Origin of the sequence: Mesorhizobium sp. M1409, assembly GCF_040317535.1 — a bacterium.
Classification (GTDB): domain Bacteria; phylum Pseudomonadota; class Alphaproteobacteria; order Rhizobiales; family Rhizobiaceae; genus Mesorhizobium.
In genome coordinates this window covers 25972-43207 of record NZ_JAMYKV010000035.1, presented here as the reverse complement: position 1 = coordinate 43207, position 17236 = coordinate 25972, and the positions used below count along the sequence as shown (strand labels likewise).

Genomic DNA, 17236 nt, shown 5'->3' with positions numbered 1-17236 from the left:
CACAAAGCAATCGACAGTGGACCGGAAGGGCGCTATTGCGCTTGTTTCAGACTCGGCGCATGCGAAATTGCGCATAAATCGGAAGTAACGATGCTTGGTGTATTGAGAAGCGCGGCGGGTACCTGGGTCGCGAAGACGCTGCTTTCGCTGCTGGTGGTCAGTTTCGCCGCCTGGGGCATTTCCGGGCGGCTGATGGGCGGTTTCGCCGGCCATGATTCGGTCATAACCGCTGGTGGCACCAAGGTGTCGATCAACGAATACCGTCTCGCCTATGATCGGCAGCTCGCCGTTATGTCGCAACAGTTCGGCCAGCGTCTCAGCCACGAACAGGCAAAGGCGCTCGGCGTCGACAACCAGGTTCTGGCGCAGCTCGTCTCGGGCGCGGTCCTCGACGAACAGGCCCGCAAGCTTGGTCTCGGCCTCTCCAGGGACCGGCTGGCCGAGCTGACGCGCGAAGACCCGGCGTTCAAGGGCCCGGGCGGCCAGTTCGACCGCAGAACGTTCGAATACATGCTGCGGCAGATCGGCATGCGGCCGGAGGACTATCTGAAGAACCGTGCCCAGGTGGCGGTCCGCCAGCAGATCGTCGAGGCGGTCTCTGATGGTCTGAAAGCTCCGGATACCTTCTTCAAGGCTGTCGCGCTCTATCGCGGCGAAGACCGCACCATCGAGTATCTGACGCTGCCCAAGGCACTGGTCGAGCCGATCGAGGCGCCGTCCGACAGCGTGCTTTCCGCCTATTTCGAAGCCAACAAGAAGACATACGCCGCACCCGAATACCGCAAATTCTCCTATGTCCGCCTCGAACCGGTCGACATCATGGATACCACCGCCGTCACCGACCAACAGGTCAGCGACGACTACAACAAGAACAAGGCGCGCTACACCACGCCGGAACTGCGCACCATCGAGCAGCTTGTGTTCAAGACGCCGGATGCGGCCAAGGCCGCGCTCGATTCGCTTAAGACCGGTGCAACATTCGACAAGCTCGTCATGGCGGAAGGCAAAATCCCGGCCGACACACTGCTCGGCACGCTGGCCAAGGACAAGATCGCCGACAAGGCGGTCGCCGATGCGGCCTTTGCGCTCAATACCAATGAAGTCAGCCAGGTTGTGCAAGGTGCCTTCGGTCCGGTGTTGCTGCGCGTTACCGAGATCAAGCCCGAGGTGGTGAAGCCGCTCGCCGAAGTGTCCGACCAGATCCGCAAGGACCTGGCGCTGGGCGAGGCAAGCCGCATCCTTCTGGACGTGCGTGACAATTACGAAGACGCCCGCGCAGCCGGCGGTTCGCTGGCCGATGCTGCTACCAAGCTGAAGCTGAAGATCGTCACCATCGACGCCATCGACCGCAGCGGCCTGCGGCCCGACGGAAGCATCGTCAAGGACCTGCCGCAATCACCGGAGTTGATCAAGGCTGTCTTCGACGCGGAACCCAACACCGAAAACGATGCCTTGACCACGGCGGATAACGGCTTCGTTTTCTATGAGGTGGCCTCCATTACGCCAGCTCGTGACCGGACGCTGGACGAGGTTCGTCAGAAAGTCGTCGCGGACTGGACCGCGGCGGAGACGACCAAGCGGCTGGCCGCCAAGGCTGACGAGCTCGAAAAGCGGCTCAAGGCCGGCGCCACGCTCGACGTCATCGCCGGCGAACTGAAGCTGGAAAAACAGACCAAGCGCGGCGTCAAGCGGGAGGCCGACGATGTCGATTTCGGCAAGGAAGGCGCGGCAGCGATGTTCGGCGTCGGCGAAGGCGGCACCGGCTTGATCCCCTCGCCCACCGGCGACGGGCAGATCCTGTACAAGGTCGCCGAAGTGTTCGAGCCCGCAGGAGCCGATGCCAGCTCGGTGCCGGACGATGCGCGGAAATCCTTCACTTCCGGCATGTCTGACGATCTGCTCGACCAGCTGGTGGCGCAGCTGCAGACGCAGTATGACGTTCGCGTCGACCAGGCCGCAGTCGCCCAAGCCTCGACAAGATGAGCGCGCTGAAAACCCATATCGCCAAGGTCGCGACCGGAAGCGCGCTCTCCTTCGAGGAAGCGCGCGAGGCCTTCGACATCATTATGTCGGGCGACGCCACCCCCGGCCAGATCGGCGGCTTCCTGATGGCGCTGCGCGTGCGCGGCGAGACGGTGAGCGAGATTTCCGGCGCCGTCGCCACCATGCGCGCCAAGATGTTGCGCGTCGACGCGCCTGACGGCGCCATCGATATCGTCGGCACCGGCGGCGACAATTCCCACAGCGTCAACATTTCCACTGCATCGGCCTTCGTCATTGCCGGCAGCGGTGTGCCGGTTGCCAAGCATGGCAATCGCGGCCTGTCGTCGCTGACAGGAGCCGCCGACGTGCTGGTTGCACTCGGCGTCAAGATCGACATCTCGCCCGAATTCATCGGCCGCTGCATCCACGAGGCCGGCGTCGGCTTCATGTTCGCGCCTGCGCACCATCCGGCGATGAAGCATGTAGGCCCGACCCGCGTCGAGCTCGGCACCCGCACCATATTCAACCTGCTTGGGCCCCTCTCCAATCCGGCCGGCGTCAAGCGGCAGATGGTCGGCGTGTTCCTGCCGGAATGGATCCTGCCGGTGGCCGAGACACTGAAGGCGCTGGGCGCCGAGCATGCCTGGGTTGCCCATGGCGACGGCTATGACGAGATCACCACCACCGGCGAGACACAGGTCGCCGAACTGATCGGCGGCGAGATACGCAGCTTCACCTTGACCCCTGAAGCGGTTGGGTTGGCGCGCCACACCAAGGATGAGTTGCGCGGCGGCGACGCGGACTACAACGCCAAGGCATTGCGCGATATGCTGGGTGGCGCTGCCGGCGCCTATCGCGACACCGTGCTGATGAATGCCGGCGCCGGACTGGTCGTGGCGGGCAAGGTGACGACGCTTGGCGACGGCATCGTGACGGCGGCGCAAGCCATCGACAGCGGCCGGGCGCTGCAAGTGCTCGACAGGCTGGTCGAGATTTCGAACGGATAGAGCGTGTCTGACATTCTTCGCAAGATCGAGGCCTACAAGCGCGACGAGATCGCAGCGGCAAAGGCGCGTGTGCCGCTCGCCGAAATCAAGGCGCGCGCGAAGGACGCGGACGCGCCCCGCGGCTTTCTCGCCGCACTCGAGGCGAAGCGCAGATCCGGCGCCTTCGCGCTGATCGCCGAGATCAAGAAGGCAAGCCCATCCAAGGGTCTGATCCGCGCCGATTTCGATCCGCCAGCGTTGGCGCGAGCTTATGCGAAAGGCGGCGCCGCCTGTCTTTCGGTGCTGACCGACGCGCCGTCTTTCCAGGGCGCGCCGGAATTTCTCACCAGGGCGCGAGCCGCCGTCGCCCTGCCCGCGCTGCGCAAGGATTTCCTGTTCGATCCGTATCAGGTCTACGAAGCCCGCGCCTGGGGCGCGGACGCCATCCTCATCATCATGGCCAGCGTCGACGACGCCTTGGCCAGCGACCTCGAATCGACGGCGTTCGAACTCGGCATGGATGCGCTGGTCGAAGTGCATGACGAGGCCGAGACACAGCGCGCGCTAAAGCTGTCATCGCGGCTGATCGGGATCAACAACCGCAATCTGCGCACGTTCGAGACTAACCTCGATACCTCAGTGCGGCTGGCGACGATGGTGCCGGCCGACCGCTTGCTGGTCAGCGAGAGCGGAATTTTCTCGCATGATGATTGCCTCAGGCTTCGAAAGAGCGACATCGGCACCTTTCTGGTCGGCGAGAGCCTGATGCGGCAACAGGATGTCACCGCGGCCACGCGCCTGCTGCTGACGGGCAAGGCAGCGGCCGAGGTGGTCTGACGATGACGGCCGCCCTCACCCATATCGACGCCCAGGGCGAGGCCAATATGGTCGATGTCGGAGACAAGGCGGAGACGACACGCACGGCGATCGCCGAGGGCTTTGTCGCGATGCGACCCGAGACGCTGAAGACGATTCTCGCCGGCAACGCCAAGAAAGGCGACGTGCTCGGCACCGCGCGCATCGCCGGCATCATGGCGGCGAAGAAGACGCATGAACTGATCCCGCTCTGCCATCCGCTGCTTCTGACCAAGGTCTCCGTCGACATCGAGCCGGACCATGCTCTGCCCGGCTTGAAGGTAACCGCACTGGCGCGTGTCACCGGCAAGACGGGCGTCGAGATGGAAGCGCTGACCGCCGCGTCGGTCGCCTGCCTGACCATATATGACATGGCCAAGGCGGTGGACCGCGCCATGGTCATCTCCGGCATCCGGCTTGTCGAAAAGACCGGCGGCAAGTCGGGCTCGTACAAGGCAGGTGCCTGATGGCGCTTGTACCAATCGCCGACGCGCTCGAGTGCCTGCTCGAGGGTGCAGGGCCTTTGGCCGGCGAAAGCGTTCCCCTGTTCGAGGCGGCGGATCGCGTGCTGGCGGCACCGGTTGTTGCGCTGCGTACCCAGCCGCCCTTCAACGCCTCCGCCATGGATGGCTACGCAGTGCGCGCTGTCGATGTGGCGTCGGTGCCGTCGCGACTTTCGGTGATCGGCATGGCGCCGGCCGGGCGCGGCTTTGGCGGTGCGGTCGGCAAGGCGCAGGCGGTGCGCATCTTCACCGGCGCACCGCTGCCTGAAGGCGCCGACACCATCGTCATCCAGGAAAATGTCCGGGATCTCGGCGGCGGCGACATCGAAGTGATCGAACCCACCGCCGAAGGGCGCAATATCCGCCGCCTCGGCCTCGACTTTTCAAAAGGCGACGTGCTGCTGGAAAAAGGCCGCGTGCTCGACCCGGCGGCGCTGTCGCTGGCGGCATCGGCAAATCATCCACGGGTCAGCGTGGTGAAACGGCCGCTGGTCGCCATCATCGCCACCGGCGACGAATTGTTGCCGCCCGGCAGCGAACTCGGACCGGACCAGATCATCTCATCCAATGCCTATGGCGTTGCCGCGACAGCACAATCGGTCGGCGCCCGCGCGCTCGATCTCGGCATAGCCGCCGACCACAAGGATGCGATTGCAGCCTTGGTGAAAAAGGCGGTCACTGCCGGCGCGGACGTCATCGTCACGCTTGGTGGCGCCTCGGTCGGTGATCACGACCTGATCCATGACGTGCTGACCGGCGAAGGCATGAAGCTCGGCTTCTGGAAGATCGCCATGCGCCCCGGCAAGCCGCTGATGTTCGGCCGCCTCGGCGATATCAGGTGCATCGGCCTGCCCGGCAACCCGGTCGCGAGCCTGGTCTGCTCGCAGCTGTTCCTGAAGCCGTTGCTGGCACAACTCGGTGGCCGCGACCATCGCCAGGATATACGCCCGGCACGATTGGGCGTCGCTATGCCGGCCAATGATCTGCGCCAGGACTATGTGCGGGCGGTGGTCAAGGAAGATGACGGCGCGCTGGTGGCGACCCCGTTCGGCATCCAGGACTCCTCGATGCTGAAAATGCTGGCCGACGCCAACGGGCTGATCGTGCGGGCGCCGTTTGCCGCCGCAGCCGCCGCGGGCGAGGCCTGCAGCGTGCTGATGCTGCGCTGAAGAATCGCCGGACAAGCCATTAATAGTAATATGGAAAACGATCTCGGTGCTATTCCGCGATCAAGGTCAGTGTCAGCGGATGCGCTGGATCGGCAAGGCCGTCGACAATGCTGTAATGATGCCGGTCGGGTTCGACCACGGTGCTGGTGGTGGCGCCAAGACCTGTCCAGATGTTGGCGAGCAGCGCGTTCTGGCGCAGGAATTCGGCGCGCTCGCCACCACCCGCCCAGCAAGTGATGCGCGCACCATCCATTGGCCGCAGCAGCGCCGGACTTTCAGCCAATGCCTCCTCTTCGTCGATTGCCAGTGCCTTGTTCATCCCGGTGCGCATGATCGGACGCAGGTCGTGGAGGCCTGAAATCGAAACGACGTGGCGTATGCGCCGCGCCACATCGGCCGCCAGAGGCGTGGTTGTCGTTATCATGCGGGTGGCGAGATGGCCGCCGGCCGAATGTCCGGTCAGCATCAGCGGCCCGTCGACCATCGCCGCGGCCTTGCCGACAGCCGCCCCGATCTCCTGGACTATGCCGGCAATACGTATGTCCGGGCATAGTGTGTAGGACGGCATCGCCACGGCAAAGCCGCTGCTGACCGCGCCATTGGCGAGGTGCGACCACAAACTCTTGTCGGTCTCCAGCCAATAACCGCCATGGATGACCACCACCAGCCCCTTGGGCGCGGCATTGGGAAAGAAAAGATCGAGCCGATTGCGCCGCCCGTCACCATAGGCGATGTCGAGCCGTGCCCGGCCCTCCACCGCGAGCGCATCACGAAATGCTTGCGCTGGCTCCGCCCACGCGGCCGGCCAGCGGTCGCTGCCGGCGATGTTCGCGCCATTGGCATAGGCATCGTCCCAATCGACAATGTGACGTTCGAACATCTGCGCCCTCCCCAAAACGGCATCGCTTGTGACCTAGCAATGGCCACCGCCACGCCATGCGTCAATGCTCCGGAACAAAAACATTTTAGGCTTGAAACAAATTTCGACTGGTGCGATCCTGCCATGACGAACAGCCGACAAAATGGGAGGTCTGCTGTGCTGCCCTGCCCCGCTGATGCTCATCCTTTCTCGGTGGCATCGTCGAGCAGGCACGATCGGTGGCGCGAAGCCTCCCGCGAAGGACAGGAACTTCCAATCCACCACACCGGCCAGGCGCCTCGCGCACCGGCCAGGCAGCAGACGGGATAGCGGCGACATGCTTGGGCCTTCAGCGCATATCGACACGTTCACGCGCGATCACTTGCCGCCGCCGGAGCAATGGCCGGACTTCCTGCTCGAAGGTTTCGACTATCCCGAACGCCTCAACGCCGGCGTCGAACTGACCGACAGGCTGGTCGAGAAGGGCCTCGGTGACCACACCGCGCTGATCGGCAATGGCCGCCGCCGCACCTACAAGGAACTGTCCGACTGGACGAACAGGCTGGCCCATGCGCTGGTCGAGAATTATGGCGTCAGGCCAGGCAACCGGGTGCTGATCCGTTCGGCCAACAACCCCGCCATGGTCGCCTGCTGGCTGGCCGCCACCAAGGTCGGCGCCGTGGTCGTCAACACCATGCCGATGCTGCGCGCCGGCGAACTCGCCAAGATCGTCGACAAGGCGGAAATCACCATCGCGCTCTGCGACACCAGGCTGATGGACGAGATGACCGCCTGCGCCAAGGACAGCGCGTTCCTCAAACAGGTCATCGGCTTCGATGGCACCGCCAACCATGATGCCGAACTCGATCGTGCCGCTCTCGACAAGCCGGTTACCTTCACCGCCGTCGACACCGGCCGCGACGATGTCGCGCTTCTCGGCTTCACCTCGGGCACGACAGGTGTGCCGAAGGCGACGATGCATTTCCACCGCGACCTCCTGATCATCGCCGACGCCTATGCCCGCGAAATCCTCCAGGTGACGCCGGACGATATCTTTGTCGGTTCGCCGCCGCTCGCCTTCACCTTCGGCCTTGGCGGGCTCGCCATCTTCCCGCTGCGCTTCGGTGCGGCGGCGACGCTGCTGGAACAGGCGACGCCACCCAACATGATCCACATTATCGAGACCTACAAAGCGACAATCTCCTTCACCGCGCCGACCGCCTATCGCGCCATGCTGAAGGCCATGGATGAAGGGGCCGATTTGTCGTCGTTGCGCGTCGCCGTTTCGGCCGGCGAAACCTTGCCCGCACCGGTTTTCGAGGAGTGGACGCAAAAGACCGGCAAGCCGATTCTCGACGGCATCGGCGCCACCGAAATGCTGCACATCTTCATCTCCAACCGCCTCATCGACATGAAGCCCGCTTCGACCGGCAAGCCGGTGGGCGGCTACGAGGCGCGCATCGTCGACGACGAGATGCGCGAGGTGCCGCGCGGCACAACCGGCAGGCTGGCGGTGCGAGGCCCGACCGGCTGCCGCTACATGGCCGATGACAGGCAGAAAGAATACGTGCGCGACGGCTGGAACCTCACCGGCGACACCTTCACCCAGGACGAAGACGGCTTCTTCCATTTCGCCGCACGCTCCGACGACATGATCGTCAGTGCCGGCTACAACATTGCCGGACCCGAGGTCGAGGCAGCACTCCTGTCGCATCCTGACGTCGCCGAATGCGCGGTGATCGGCGCGGACGATGCCGAACGCGGCCAGATCGTCGAGGCGCATGTCGTGCTGGTGCAGGGCGTAGCGCCTGACGCATTGACGACCAAGCGTCTGCAGGATCACGTCAAGGCAACGATCGCGCCCTATAAATATCCGCGATCGGTGAAATTCATCGCCGCTCTGCCCAAGACCCAGACCGGCAAGATCCAGCGCTTCCGGCTGCGCACGGAGAAAATCAATTGAGCGAACCATACGATCCGGCGTCCGAAGGCGCACAGATGTCGTTCAAGGAGCGCATGTCCTACAGCGACTATCTGCATCTGGAAAAGGTGCTGGAGGCGCAGACGCCGCTGTCGTCGGCGCATGACGAGATGCTGTTCATCATCCAGCATCAAACCTCCGAACTGTGGATGAAGCTCGCCCTGCACGAGATTGGTGCCGCGATCCGTTCGATCCGCGCCGACCGCCTCGAGCCGAGCTTCAAGATGCTGTCGCGCGTCGCCCGCATCTTCGAGCAGTTGAACAACGCCTGGGACGTGCTGCGGACGATGACGCCCAGCGAATACACCGAGTTCCGCGACGCGCTCGGCCAGTCCTCGGGTTTCCAGTCCTGGCAGTATCGCGCCATCGAGTTCATGGCCGGCAACCGCAACCTCGCCATGCTCGGGCCGCACAAGCACCGGCCAGACCTCAGCGGAAAGCTGGAGGCGATCCTGGCGGAGCCGTCGCTCTACGACGAAGCGCTGCTGCTCCTGGCGCGCAACGGATTCGATATCGGCGCTGATGCCAGGCGCACGGACTGGCGTGAGACGCGAACCGAGAATGAAGAGGTCCTGGTCGCCTGGCAGACCATCTACCGCGACCCGCAGCGCTACTGGATGTTCTACGAACTGGCCGAGAAGCTGGTCGACTTCGAGGACTATTTCCGCCGTTGGCGCTTCAATCATGTCACCACGGTCGAGCGCATCATCGGCCTGAAACGCGGCACCGGCGGCACGTCGGGTGCTTCGTACCTGAAGAAGATGCTCGAGGTCGTGCTGTTCCCGGAGCTGTGGACGGTCCGCACCCGGCTCTGACATCATCGAAATGAGAACAGGCACACCGAGGGGACGCGCTTGCAGCGGGAACCCTTCGCGAACAACCGAGGACTGAACGACCATGAGTGGAATTCCTGATCTCGCTGCGATCGAAGCGATGGATGCCACGGATCCGCTGCGTGCCATGCGCGATCGTTACATTTTGCCGGAGGGGGTGATCTATCTCGACGGCAATTCACTTGGGGCGGCATCACATGCCGTTTTCGGCGAGCTGCAGCAAGCGGCGGCCCAGGAATGGGCCCAGGATCTCATCCGGGCCTGGAATACAGCCGGATGGTTCGAGATGCCGATCGAACTCGGCGATCAGCTTGGACGTCTGATCGGAGCCGCGGCCGGCCAGACCGTCGTCTGCGACACGACGTCGACCAACATCTACAAGGTGTTGCATGCGGCGATGGAGATGCGGCCCGGCCGGTTGGCCATCGTCGCCGAGGGTGACAGTTTTCCCACCGACCTGTACATCGCCGAAGGCGTGGCCTCGACCCGGGATGGCGCCTTGCTGCGCCTCGCGGGCGTCGACGCGCCAACCATCGAAGAGCTGATCGACGAAAGCGTCGCGGTGGTGCTGGTCAACCACGTCAATTACAAATCCGGTGAACTGCGCGACATGACGGCGCTGACGCGCAAGGCTCATGCGGCCGGAGCGCTGATCGTTTGGGATCTCTGCCACACCGCGGGCGCTCTGCCGGTCGAGCTCGATCATGCAAATGCTGATTTCGCTGTCGGCTGCACCTACAAGTACCTCAACGGCGGTCCGGGCGCGCCAGCCTTCATCTATGCCGCCCAGCGCCACCACGGCGAGATCAGCCAGCCACTCAGCGGCTGGTGGGGGCATGCACGGCCCTTTGCCTTCGAACGGGGTTATGTTGCCGGCACCGGTATCCGCCGCTTTCTGTGCGGCACGCAGCCGGTCCTGTCGATGCGGGCGCTCAAAGGCGCGCTTGCCATCTGGAACGACGTCGACATGGCGGCATTGCGAAAGAAGAGCGTCGCGCTGACCGAACTGTTCATCCAGCTCGTCGAAGCGAAGTGCGGCGCCTATGGTCTCACGCTGGAGAGCACTCGCGACGCGACCAGGCGCGGCAGCCAGGTGTCGTTCCTTCACGATCATGGCTATCAAATCATGCGGGCGCTGATCGAGCGCGGCGTGATCGGTGACTTCCGCGCGCCGTCAACCATCCGTTTCGGATTTACGCCGCTCTATGTCGGCTACAAGGACGTGTGGCTGGCGGTCGAGGTGCTGGAAGACATTCTGCGCACGAGTGCATGGAAGGACCAGCGTTTCGCCGTCAAGGAGGCCGTAACCTGACGCGGCCGTCCCGACGATCTGTCGTCGCGTCTTGCCCCCAGGTCGGATGACGGAGGACGAATTTTTCGGCTCGCGAATGCGTTCGCCGCTGGTAGCCAGCGCAGGCTGCAATAGATTAACCAAGGTTGGCATTTTGGCTTCGTTTCGTTCACGGCAAACGAACGCCCGGAAAGCTGGAAATGCGCCCGTCGCGGATCCATGGGCAGCTCATGCCAGGCTTGAGCCAAGGGTGGGCCACAGCCCATTAACCATAACAATTTCAATGCCGGCAAGCGCATTGTGACGGCATACAGCCGTCGACGAGGCCCGCTGGCGAGCGCCAATAATTTCGACCCCCTTAATAAATTCATTAAACTTTAAACAGTTGCGGAACACAACTGGAACAGATAGTGTTTGTTCTGGGTTTGTTTTTCCGATTCTGGTTTCAGGTACCCTGGGGGCCGCCATGCTGACGCGCAAGCAACACGAACTGCTGATGTTCATCCATGAACGCCTGAAGGAAAGCGGCATTCCGCCATCCTTCGACGAGATGAAGGAGGCGCTCGACCTTGCCTCCAAATCCGGGATTCATCGTTTGATCACGGCACTGGAAGAGCGCGGCTTCATTCGCCGGCTGCCCAACCGGGCACGCGCGCTGGAAGTGCTGCGGCTGCCGGACTCGATCGCACCCGGCCTCAACGCGGCAAAGAAGTTCTCTCCAAGCGTCATCCAGGGCAGTCTTGGTCAGGCCAGTCTCGGCCAGGGCGGCCTTGGCCGGCAGATCAGGCCAGCGTCTTCGCGGATGTCTTCAGCAGGCAATGACGACGACGTGGTCGCCGCCGTGTCGATCCCCGTGATGGGGCGCATCGCCGCCGGTGTGCCGATCGATGCCATCCAGCACCAGACGCATTCGATCTCGGTGCCGCCAGACATGATCATGGGCGGCGAGCACTATGCGCTGGAGGTCAAGGGCGACTCGATGATCGAGGCCGGCATCTTCGACGGCGACACCGTCATCATCCGCAATGCCGATACGGCGAGCCCTGGCGAGATCATCGTGGCGCTGGTGGATGAAGAGGAAGCGACGCTGAAGCGGTTCCGCCGCAAGGGCGCCTCGATTGCTCTCGAAGCCGCCAATCCGGCCTATGAAACCCGTATTTTCGGGCCAGACAGGGTCAAGGTGCAGGGCAAGCTCGTTGGCCTGATCCGCCGCTACTAAGGCAGCTGCGGTTCAACGACTGGCTTCTCGGGTCTCTTGAAGGGCGGCAGTCCCCTCGCCTCGCGTGAAAACTTGCGTTGCGCGTGCCAGGGCCGATATGGCCTGTCCACGGCGAAGCTGATTGTCGCCGGCGCGGTCGCCGATTGGCGATCGAAGAAGACGGCAGCACTGCCTTTGCGGGCCAGTTGCCGTTTGGTGATAACGAGAACCAGCGGGTTGTGACAGGCGTCATAGGCCGTCGCGTCATTGATGACGATCAGGTCGGCGAAACCACAGGCTTTCCAGGTGTCTTTTCGGTCCTCGACATAGGCAATGAACGCGCCGGACGGATGCCTGGCGACGCAAACGCCTGAAGTGCAATAGAACGGTGCTCCCGGCGGCATTTCAGCCGCATCAGCGACGTCGAATTGACCGTCGCCTTCGTCGAACACCTCCGGCACGATGATGCTTTCGGATGTCAGCGCACGCTTCCAGTTGTCGACGGTGAATTCGTTCGGCCTGGCCCGGCTGACCGCGAGTTCGCCGCCGCCGATCGGCAACGCAACCAGCCTTGCGTCCTCCGAGATCAGCACGTCGGGTGCGCGCGTGTCCGAGACCGTCAGCAGGCCGGCAAGCGCGAAAGGAAGAGCTGCCAGCCGCAGCCATGTCGTCGCCATCGTCGCGATGACAAGGGCAATCGCCACCAGAAGGACAGACTGCTGCGAAATCAAGCCGATTGCGTCGACTGGCGAACGCTCGGAAATCCATCCGGACATCGCGATCATCGCCGTCAGGCCTTTGCCCATTACATAAAGAAAGGGGCCGTCGGCGCCGAATGGCATCGCCAGTGCGCTGAGGACGGCGAAAGGCATGACGACCAGTGATACGATCGGCATGATCGCCAGATTGGCGAACAGGCTGAGCGGCGACACACGCTGAAAATGCCAGATGGCAAACAGCGCAGTGGCGCCGCCGGCGATGATGGAAGTCATGGAAAGGCCGCCTGCCGCCAGCAGGAATTTTCGCGTCAGGAAACCAGGCAGCGACCGCTTTGGCGGCGGTGGTCTCGTCTTTCCCGCACGATGCTCCGACCAGCCGGCATAGGCGCCGACCAGCGCCGCGGTTGCGGCGAAGGACATCTGAAAACTCGGGCCGACCACTTCATGCGGCGACACCACGATGACGGCGATCGCCGAAATTGCTAGATTGCGCATGGTGAGTGCCGCCCGATCGAACAGCACGGCAATCAGCATCACCGCCAGCATGATGAAGCTGCGCTCGGCGGCGACGACGATGCCTGAGATGATGAGATAGGCGGCGATCGAGAACAGTGCCGCGACGGCGGCGTATTTCTTGACCGGACGACGCGCGGAAAAGTCCGGAAACAAGGCGAAGGCGCCGCGCAGCAACCCCATGATGGTGCCGGCGACGAGCGCCATATGCAGTCCGGAAATGGAGATGATGTGGTAGATGCCGGTACGCCGCATAGCTTCGTTGATGTCATCGGGAATGCCGGCGCGCACGCCGACGATCAGCGCCGCCGCGATCTCGCCCTCGGCGCCACCGACGCTGCCCCTGATGTGGTCGGCAATCGCTTCACGGGCTTTTTCTATCCCCGAGGAAAGGCGGTCCGATAGCGGCATGTCGCCGTCATCGGTGACGATAAGTTTTGGATTGCCGAGAAAGAACCCGCTGCCGCCGATGCCGGCGAAATAGCTGTCGAAGGAGAAGTCGTAGCTGTCCGGCCGCACAGGCCCGGTCGGCGGCAACAGCTTGGCATATCCAGTGATCAGGGAGCCGGCGATCACGTCCGCCGGGATCTTTCGCGCCGAAAGTCGCACCCGCTCCGGCGCATAGCGCAGTTTCGGCCTTGCGGTCGATGTGACGTCGATGGTCAGCCGGATACGACCGCTCTCCATCCGGTCGAGCGAAACGACGCGGCCGGTCACTTGCGTCGAGATTTCCGAGCCCAGCATCTGCGTTCCCGCCCGCCATGTCTCGACCTTTGCGGTGAGCAGGCCGAACGCGCACAAAAGTGCCGCCATGAAGCACAGATGGGTTTTCGGCCAGGAACGCGAGACCAGCGCAAACAGCCCCGCCAAGATGACAACTGCGACAGGCTTTGCGAAGCCAGGTTCCGCCGCCAGCGAAAAATAGCCGATCGCCCCGCTCGCCAGGCAGACCGGCACCAGCAGGAAGGCCACGCCTCGGTCGAGTTCCAGGCCCGCCGCCATGGTCACGCCATGGCGCAGGCGCGGCAGCGAAATCCGGCCGATTTGCCGGCGCACGCGCACGATCCTGCTGGCTTCGGCAGCTGGAACCGGGGCGGGGGCATCCGTTTGCAACGGCGCCTTGCCGGGATCCGGCACGAGGGGCGATGGCGGCGGCAATGAAGCCGGCAGCGGCGCTGCAAACAGGGACCGTTCGCTGACGCCAATGACAGCGTCCTCGCCCTGATCCGAGCCCCAGCCTCGTCCAGCCATCGGGTCTGCCCCTTGCGCCCTCGACACCCTATGCTACATGAACGCCGGGCGCGCGAAAGTCCGCGCAGCCGCACCCCGCTTCAGATGGTTTCCGAGAGTTTCATGTCCGACAAGGTCGTCACCCGTTTTGCCCCCTCGCCCACCGGCTACCTGCATATAGGCGGCGCGCGCACGGCGCTGTTCAACTGGCTGTATGCAAGGCACACCGGCGGCACGATGCTGCTGCGCATCGAGGACACCGATCGCGAGCGCTCCAACGATGCCGCGACCGCTGCCATTCTCGACGGGCTTTCCTGGCTTGGCCTCAGCTGGGACGGCGAGCCGGTGTCGCAGTTCGAGCGTGCGCCGCGCCACCGTGAGGTGGCCGAGGAACTCGTGCGCATGGGCAAGGCCTATTATTGCTATGCCACGCCGACCGAACTGGAGGCGATGCGCGAGGCCGCCAGAGCCAAGGGTCTGCCGCCCCGCTATGATGGCCGCTGGCGTGACCGTGACCCCTCAGAGGCGCCCGCGGGCGCCAAGGGCGCCATTCGCATCAAGGCGCCGACCGAGGGCGAGACGGTGGTGCACGACCGCGTCCAGGGCGAGGTGCGCTTTCCCAACAAGGATCTCGACGATTTCATCATCCTGCGTTCGGACGGCAATCCGACCTACATGCATGCCGTCGTCGTCGACGATCATGACATGGGCGTCACCCATATCATCCGCGGCGACGATCATCTGACCAACGCCGCGCGCCAGACCGTGATCTACAACGCCATGGGCTGGGCCGTGCCCTCGATGTCGCATATTCCGCTGATCCACGGCGCCGACGGCGCCAAGCTGTCGAAGCGGCACGGCGCGCTCGGCGTCGAAGCCTATCGTGCCATGGGTTATCTGCCGGAGGCGTTGCTGAACTACTTGGCGCGCCTCGGCTGGAGCCATGGCGACGACGAGATCATGTCGATCAAGGATATGATCTCCTGGTTCGACATCGGTGATGTCAACAAAAGCGCGGCTCGCTTTGACTTCGCCAAGCTGGAGGCGATCAACGGCGCGCATATGCGCCGCATGAGCGACGCCGAACTGCTCGATATCTTCATCGCCACCCTGCCCTATCTCGAAGGCGGCCCGGCGATGGCCGCGCGCCTGAACGACAGCAACAAGGCGCAGCTGCTGGCCGCGTTACCGGGTCTGAAGGAGCGCGCCAAGACGCTGGTCGAACTCGTCGATGGCGCGGCCTTCCTGTTTGCCACGCGGCCGCTGCCGATCGACGACAAGGCGGCCCTTTTGCTCAATGACGATGCCCGCAAGATCCTGCGCGGCGCTCACGAAGCTTTGAACGGGCTTACAAGCGACTGGACGGCCGCCTCGGCGGAGGCCGTGATCCGCGAGGTAGCAGTGGCCGGCGGCCACAAGCTCGGCGCCGTGGCCCAGCCTTTGCGCGCCGCTTTGACCGGCAAGAGCACCTCGCCGGGCGTGTTCGATGTGCTTGCCGTGCTCGGCCGCGAGGAAAGCCTGGCGCGCATAGCAGATCAAATCGATTAGGAGCAAACTGGCCCAAGAAGATTGGCATTGAAAGGCGGGTTTCGCAGTGCAACATTAGGCCTTGGCCCAATCTGGCACGCACCTCCTGAAATGCGGTGGCGAATACGCGCATTGCGGTGATCTCAACGTGTCGCACTGCAGAATTTTGCCTTTGCCGGCATGAGGAAACAAGAAGGAGTTTGCAATGACCGACGCTGCGAAAAAGCTGGACTTGGGCGGCAAGAGCCAGGAGGCCACGGCAACCCTTGCATTCGCCGGCAAGACCCATGAATTCAAGGTGCGAAGCGGCTCTGTCGGGCCTGATGTCATCGACATCGCTTCGCTCTACACCACCACCGGGGCCTTCACCTACGATCCCGGCTTCACCTCGACCGCAAGCTGCGAATCCGAAATCACCTTCATCGATGGCGATGCCGGCATCCTGCTTCACCGCGGCTATCCGATCGACCAGTTGGCCGAACACGGCGACTTCCTCGAGGTCTGCTACCTCCTGCTCTACGGTGAATTGCCGACCAAGGCGCAGAAGGACGATTTCGACTACCGCGTGACGCGCCACACCATGGTGCACGAACAGATGTCGCGCTTCTTCACCGGCTTCCGCCGCGACGCGCACCCGATGGCGGTGATGTGCGGCGTGGTCGGCGCGCTGTCGGCCTTCTATCACGATTCCACCGACATCTCCGACCCGTACCAGCGCATGGTGGCGTCGATGCGGCTGATTGCCAAGATGCCGACGATCGCGGCCATGGCCTACAAATACCACATCGGCCAGCCCTTTATTTACCCGAAGAATGAGCTGAATTTCGCCGCCAACTTCCTGCACATGTGCTTTGCCGTGCCGTGCGAGGAGTACAAGATCAACCCGGTGCTGGCGCGCGCCATGGAGCGCATCTTCATCCTGCACGCCGATCACGAGCAGAACGCCTCGACCTCGACCGTTCGTCTCGCCGGCTCTTCGGGTGCCAACCCGTTCGCCTGCATCGCCGCCGGCATCGCTTGCCTGTGGGGGCCGGCGCATGGCGGCGCCAATGAAGCGGCGCTCAACATGCTGGGCGAGATCGGCCATGTCGACCACATCCCGGAGTTCATCGCCCGCGCCAAGGACAAGAACGACCCGTTCCGGCTGATGGGCTTCGGCCACCGCGTCTACAAGAACTACGATCCGCGCGCCAAGATCATGCAGAAGACGGCGCACGAGGTTCTGGGCGAGCTCGGCATCAAGGACGATCCGCTGCTCGACATCGCCATGGAACTGGAAAAGATCGCGCTGACCGATCCCTATTTCATCGAGAAGAAGCTCTACCCGAACGTCGATTTCTATTCCGGCATCACGCTGAAGGCGCTGGGCTTCCCCACCACCATGTTCACCGTTCTGTTCGCGGTCGCCCGCACCGTCGGCTGGATCGCGCAGTGGAAAGAAATGATCGAGGATCCGCGCCAGAAGATCGGCCGCCCGCGGCAGCTCTATACCGGTGCGCCCGAGCGCGACTACGTGCCGATCGCCAAGCGGTGATGAGAGCGAGTAGGGAATAGCCAGTAGCGAATAGGGAGTTTTATATAGGCCGAGG

At 63.5% G+C, this 17236-nt stretch carries 13 protein-coding genes; 11 read left to right on the top strand and 2 right to left on the bottom strand.

All coding sequences use genetic code 11. The features are described 5' to 3' along the window. The first annotated feature begins 90 nt into the window (after positions 1–90). The 5 genes from NKG99_RS23825 to NKG99_RS23805 are packed head-to-tail and all read left to right on the top strand — an operon-like array spanning position 91 to position 5496. Complete coding sequence (locus NKG99_RS23825) at positions 91–1983, top strand: SurA N-terminal domain-containing protein (RefSeq protein ID WP_352871175.1); 1893 nt, start codon at positions 91–93, stop codon at positions 1981–1983. Continuing rightward, positions 1980–2990 carry an anthranilate phosphoribosyltransferase gene (gene trpD, locus NKG99_RS23820; RefSeq protein WP_352871173.1) on the top strand — a complete coding sequence of 337 codons (1011 nt, stop codon included), beginning with the start codon at positions 1980–1982 and terminating at the stop codon, positions 2988–2990. Before NKG99_RS23825 ends, trpD begins: the two co-directional genes overlap by 4 nt. A 3-nt stretch (positions 2991–2993) precedes the next feature. After that, positions 2994–3806 carry an indole-3-glycerol phosphate synthase TrpC gene (gene trpC / locus NKG99_RS23815; RefSeq protein WP_352871171.1) on the top strand — a complete coding sequence of 271 codons (813 nt, stop codon included), beginning with the start codon at positions 2994–2996 and terminating at the stop codon, positions 3804–3806. Between the two features lie 2 nt (positions 3807–3808). Further along, complete coding sequence (gene moaC, locus NKG99_RS23810; RefSeq protein WP_352871169.1) at positions 3809–4291, top strand: cyclic pyranopterin monophosphate synthase MoaC; 483 nt, start codon at positions 3809–3811, stop codon at positions 4289–4291. After that, entirely contained in the window at positions 4291–5496 is a 1206-nt protein-coding gene (locus NKG99_RS23805; RefSeq protein ID WP_352871167.1) for a molybdopterin molybdotransferase MoeA, read from the top strand. Before moaC ends, NKG99_RS23805 begins: the two co-directional genes overlap by 1 nt. 49 nt (positions 5497–5545) lie before the next feature. On the opposite strand, the gene NKG99_RS23800 is transcribed toward NKG99_RS23805, so the two are convergent. Continuing rightward, positions 5546–6376 carry a hormone-sensitive lipase gene (locus NKG99_RS23800; protein WP_352871165.1) on the bottom strand — a complete coding sequence of 277 codons (831 nt, stop codon included), beginning with the start codon at positions 6374–6376 and terminating at the stop codon, positions 5546–5548. A 316-nt stretch (positions 6377–6692) separates the two neighbouring features. Between NKG99_RS23800 and NKG99_RS23795 the strand changes: the two genes are divergently transcribed. The 4 genes from NKG99_RS23795 to lexA all read left to right on the top strand — a co-directional run bounded on the left by NKG99_RS23795 (position 6693) and on the right by lexA (position 11679). After that, positions 6693–8318 (top strand): AMP-binding protein, encoded by a 1626-nt coding sequence (locus NKG99_RS23795; protein ID WP_352871163.1) that lies wholly within the window; start codon positions 6693–6695, stop codon positions 8316–8318. Further along, complete coding sequence (gene kynA, locus NKG99_RS23790) at positions 8315–9151, top strand: tryptophan 2,3-dioxygenase (protein WP_027036649.1); 837 nt, start codon at positions 8315–8317, stop codon at positions 9149–9151. The genes NKG99_RS23795 and kynA overlap by 4 nt, the downstream gene beginning before the upstream one ends. Positions 9152–9233: 82 nt before the next feature. Next, on the top strand, positions 9234–10481 hold the full coding sequence (gene kynU / locus NKG99_RS23785) for a kynureninase (protein WP_352871161.1): 1248 nt from the start codon (positions 9234–9236) through the stop codon (positions 10479–10481). Between the two features lie 445 nt (positions 10482–10926). Then, entirely contained in the window at positions 10927–11679 is a 753-nt protein-coding gene (gene lexA, locus NKG99_RS23780; RefSeq protein WP_352871159.1) for a transcriptional repressor LexA, read from the top strand. Here the strand turns inward: lexA and NKG99_RS23775 are convergent. Next, positions 11676–14141 (bottom strand): ComEC/Rec2 family competence protein, encoded by a 2466-nt coding sequence (locus NKG99_RS23775; protein ID WP_352871157.1) that lies wholly within the window; start codon positions 14139–14141, stop codon positions 11676–11678. The genes lexA and NKG99_RS23775 overlap by 4 nt on opposite strands. 102 nt (positions 14142–14243) lie before the next feature. On the opposite strand from NKG99_RS23775, the gene gltX reads away from it, so the two are divergent. Both gltX and gltA read left to right on the top strand, forming a co-directional pair. Further along, positions 14244–15668: a glutamate--tRNA ligase gene (gltX, locus tag NKG99_RS23770; protein WP_352871155.1), complete on the top strand. Its 1425-nt coding sequence runs from the start codon at positions 14244–14246 to the stop codon at positions 15666–15668. 184 nt (positions 15669–15852) lie between these two features. Beyond that, positions 15853–17181, top strand: coding sequence for a citrate synthase (gene gltA / locus NKG99_RS23765; RefSeq protein WP_352871153.1), 1329 nt, complete (start codon positions 15853–15855; stop codon positions 17179–17181). Positions 17182–17236: the final 55 nt, after the last annotated feature.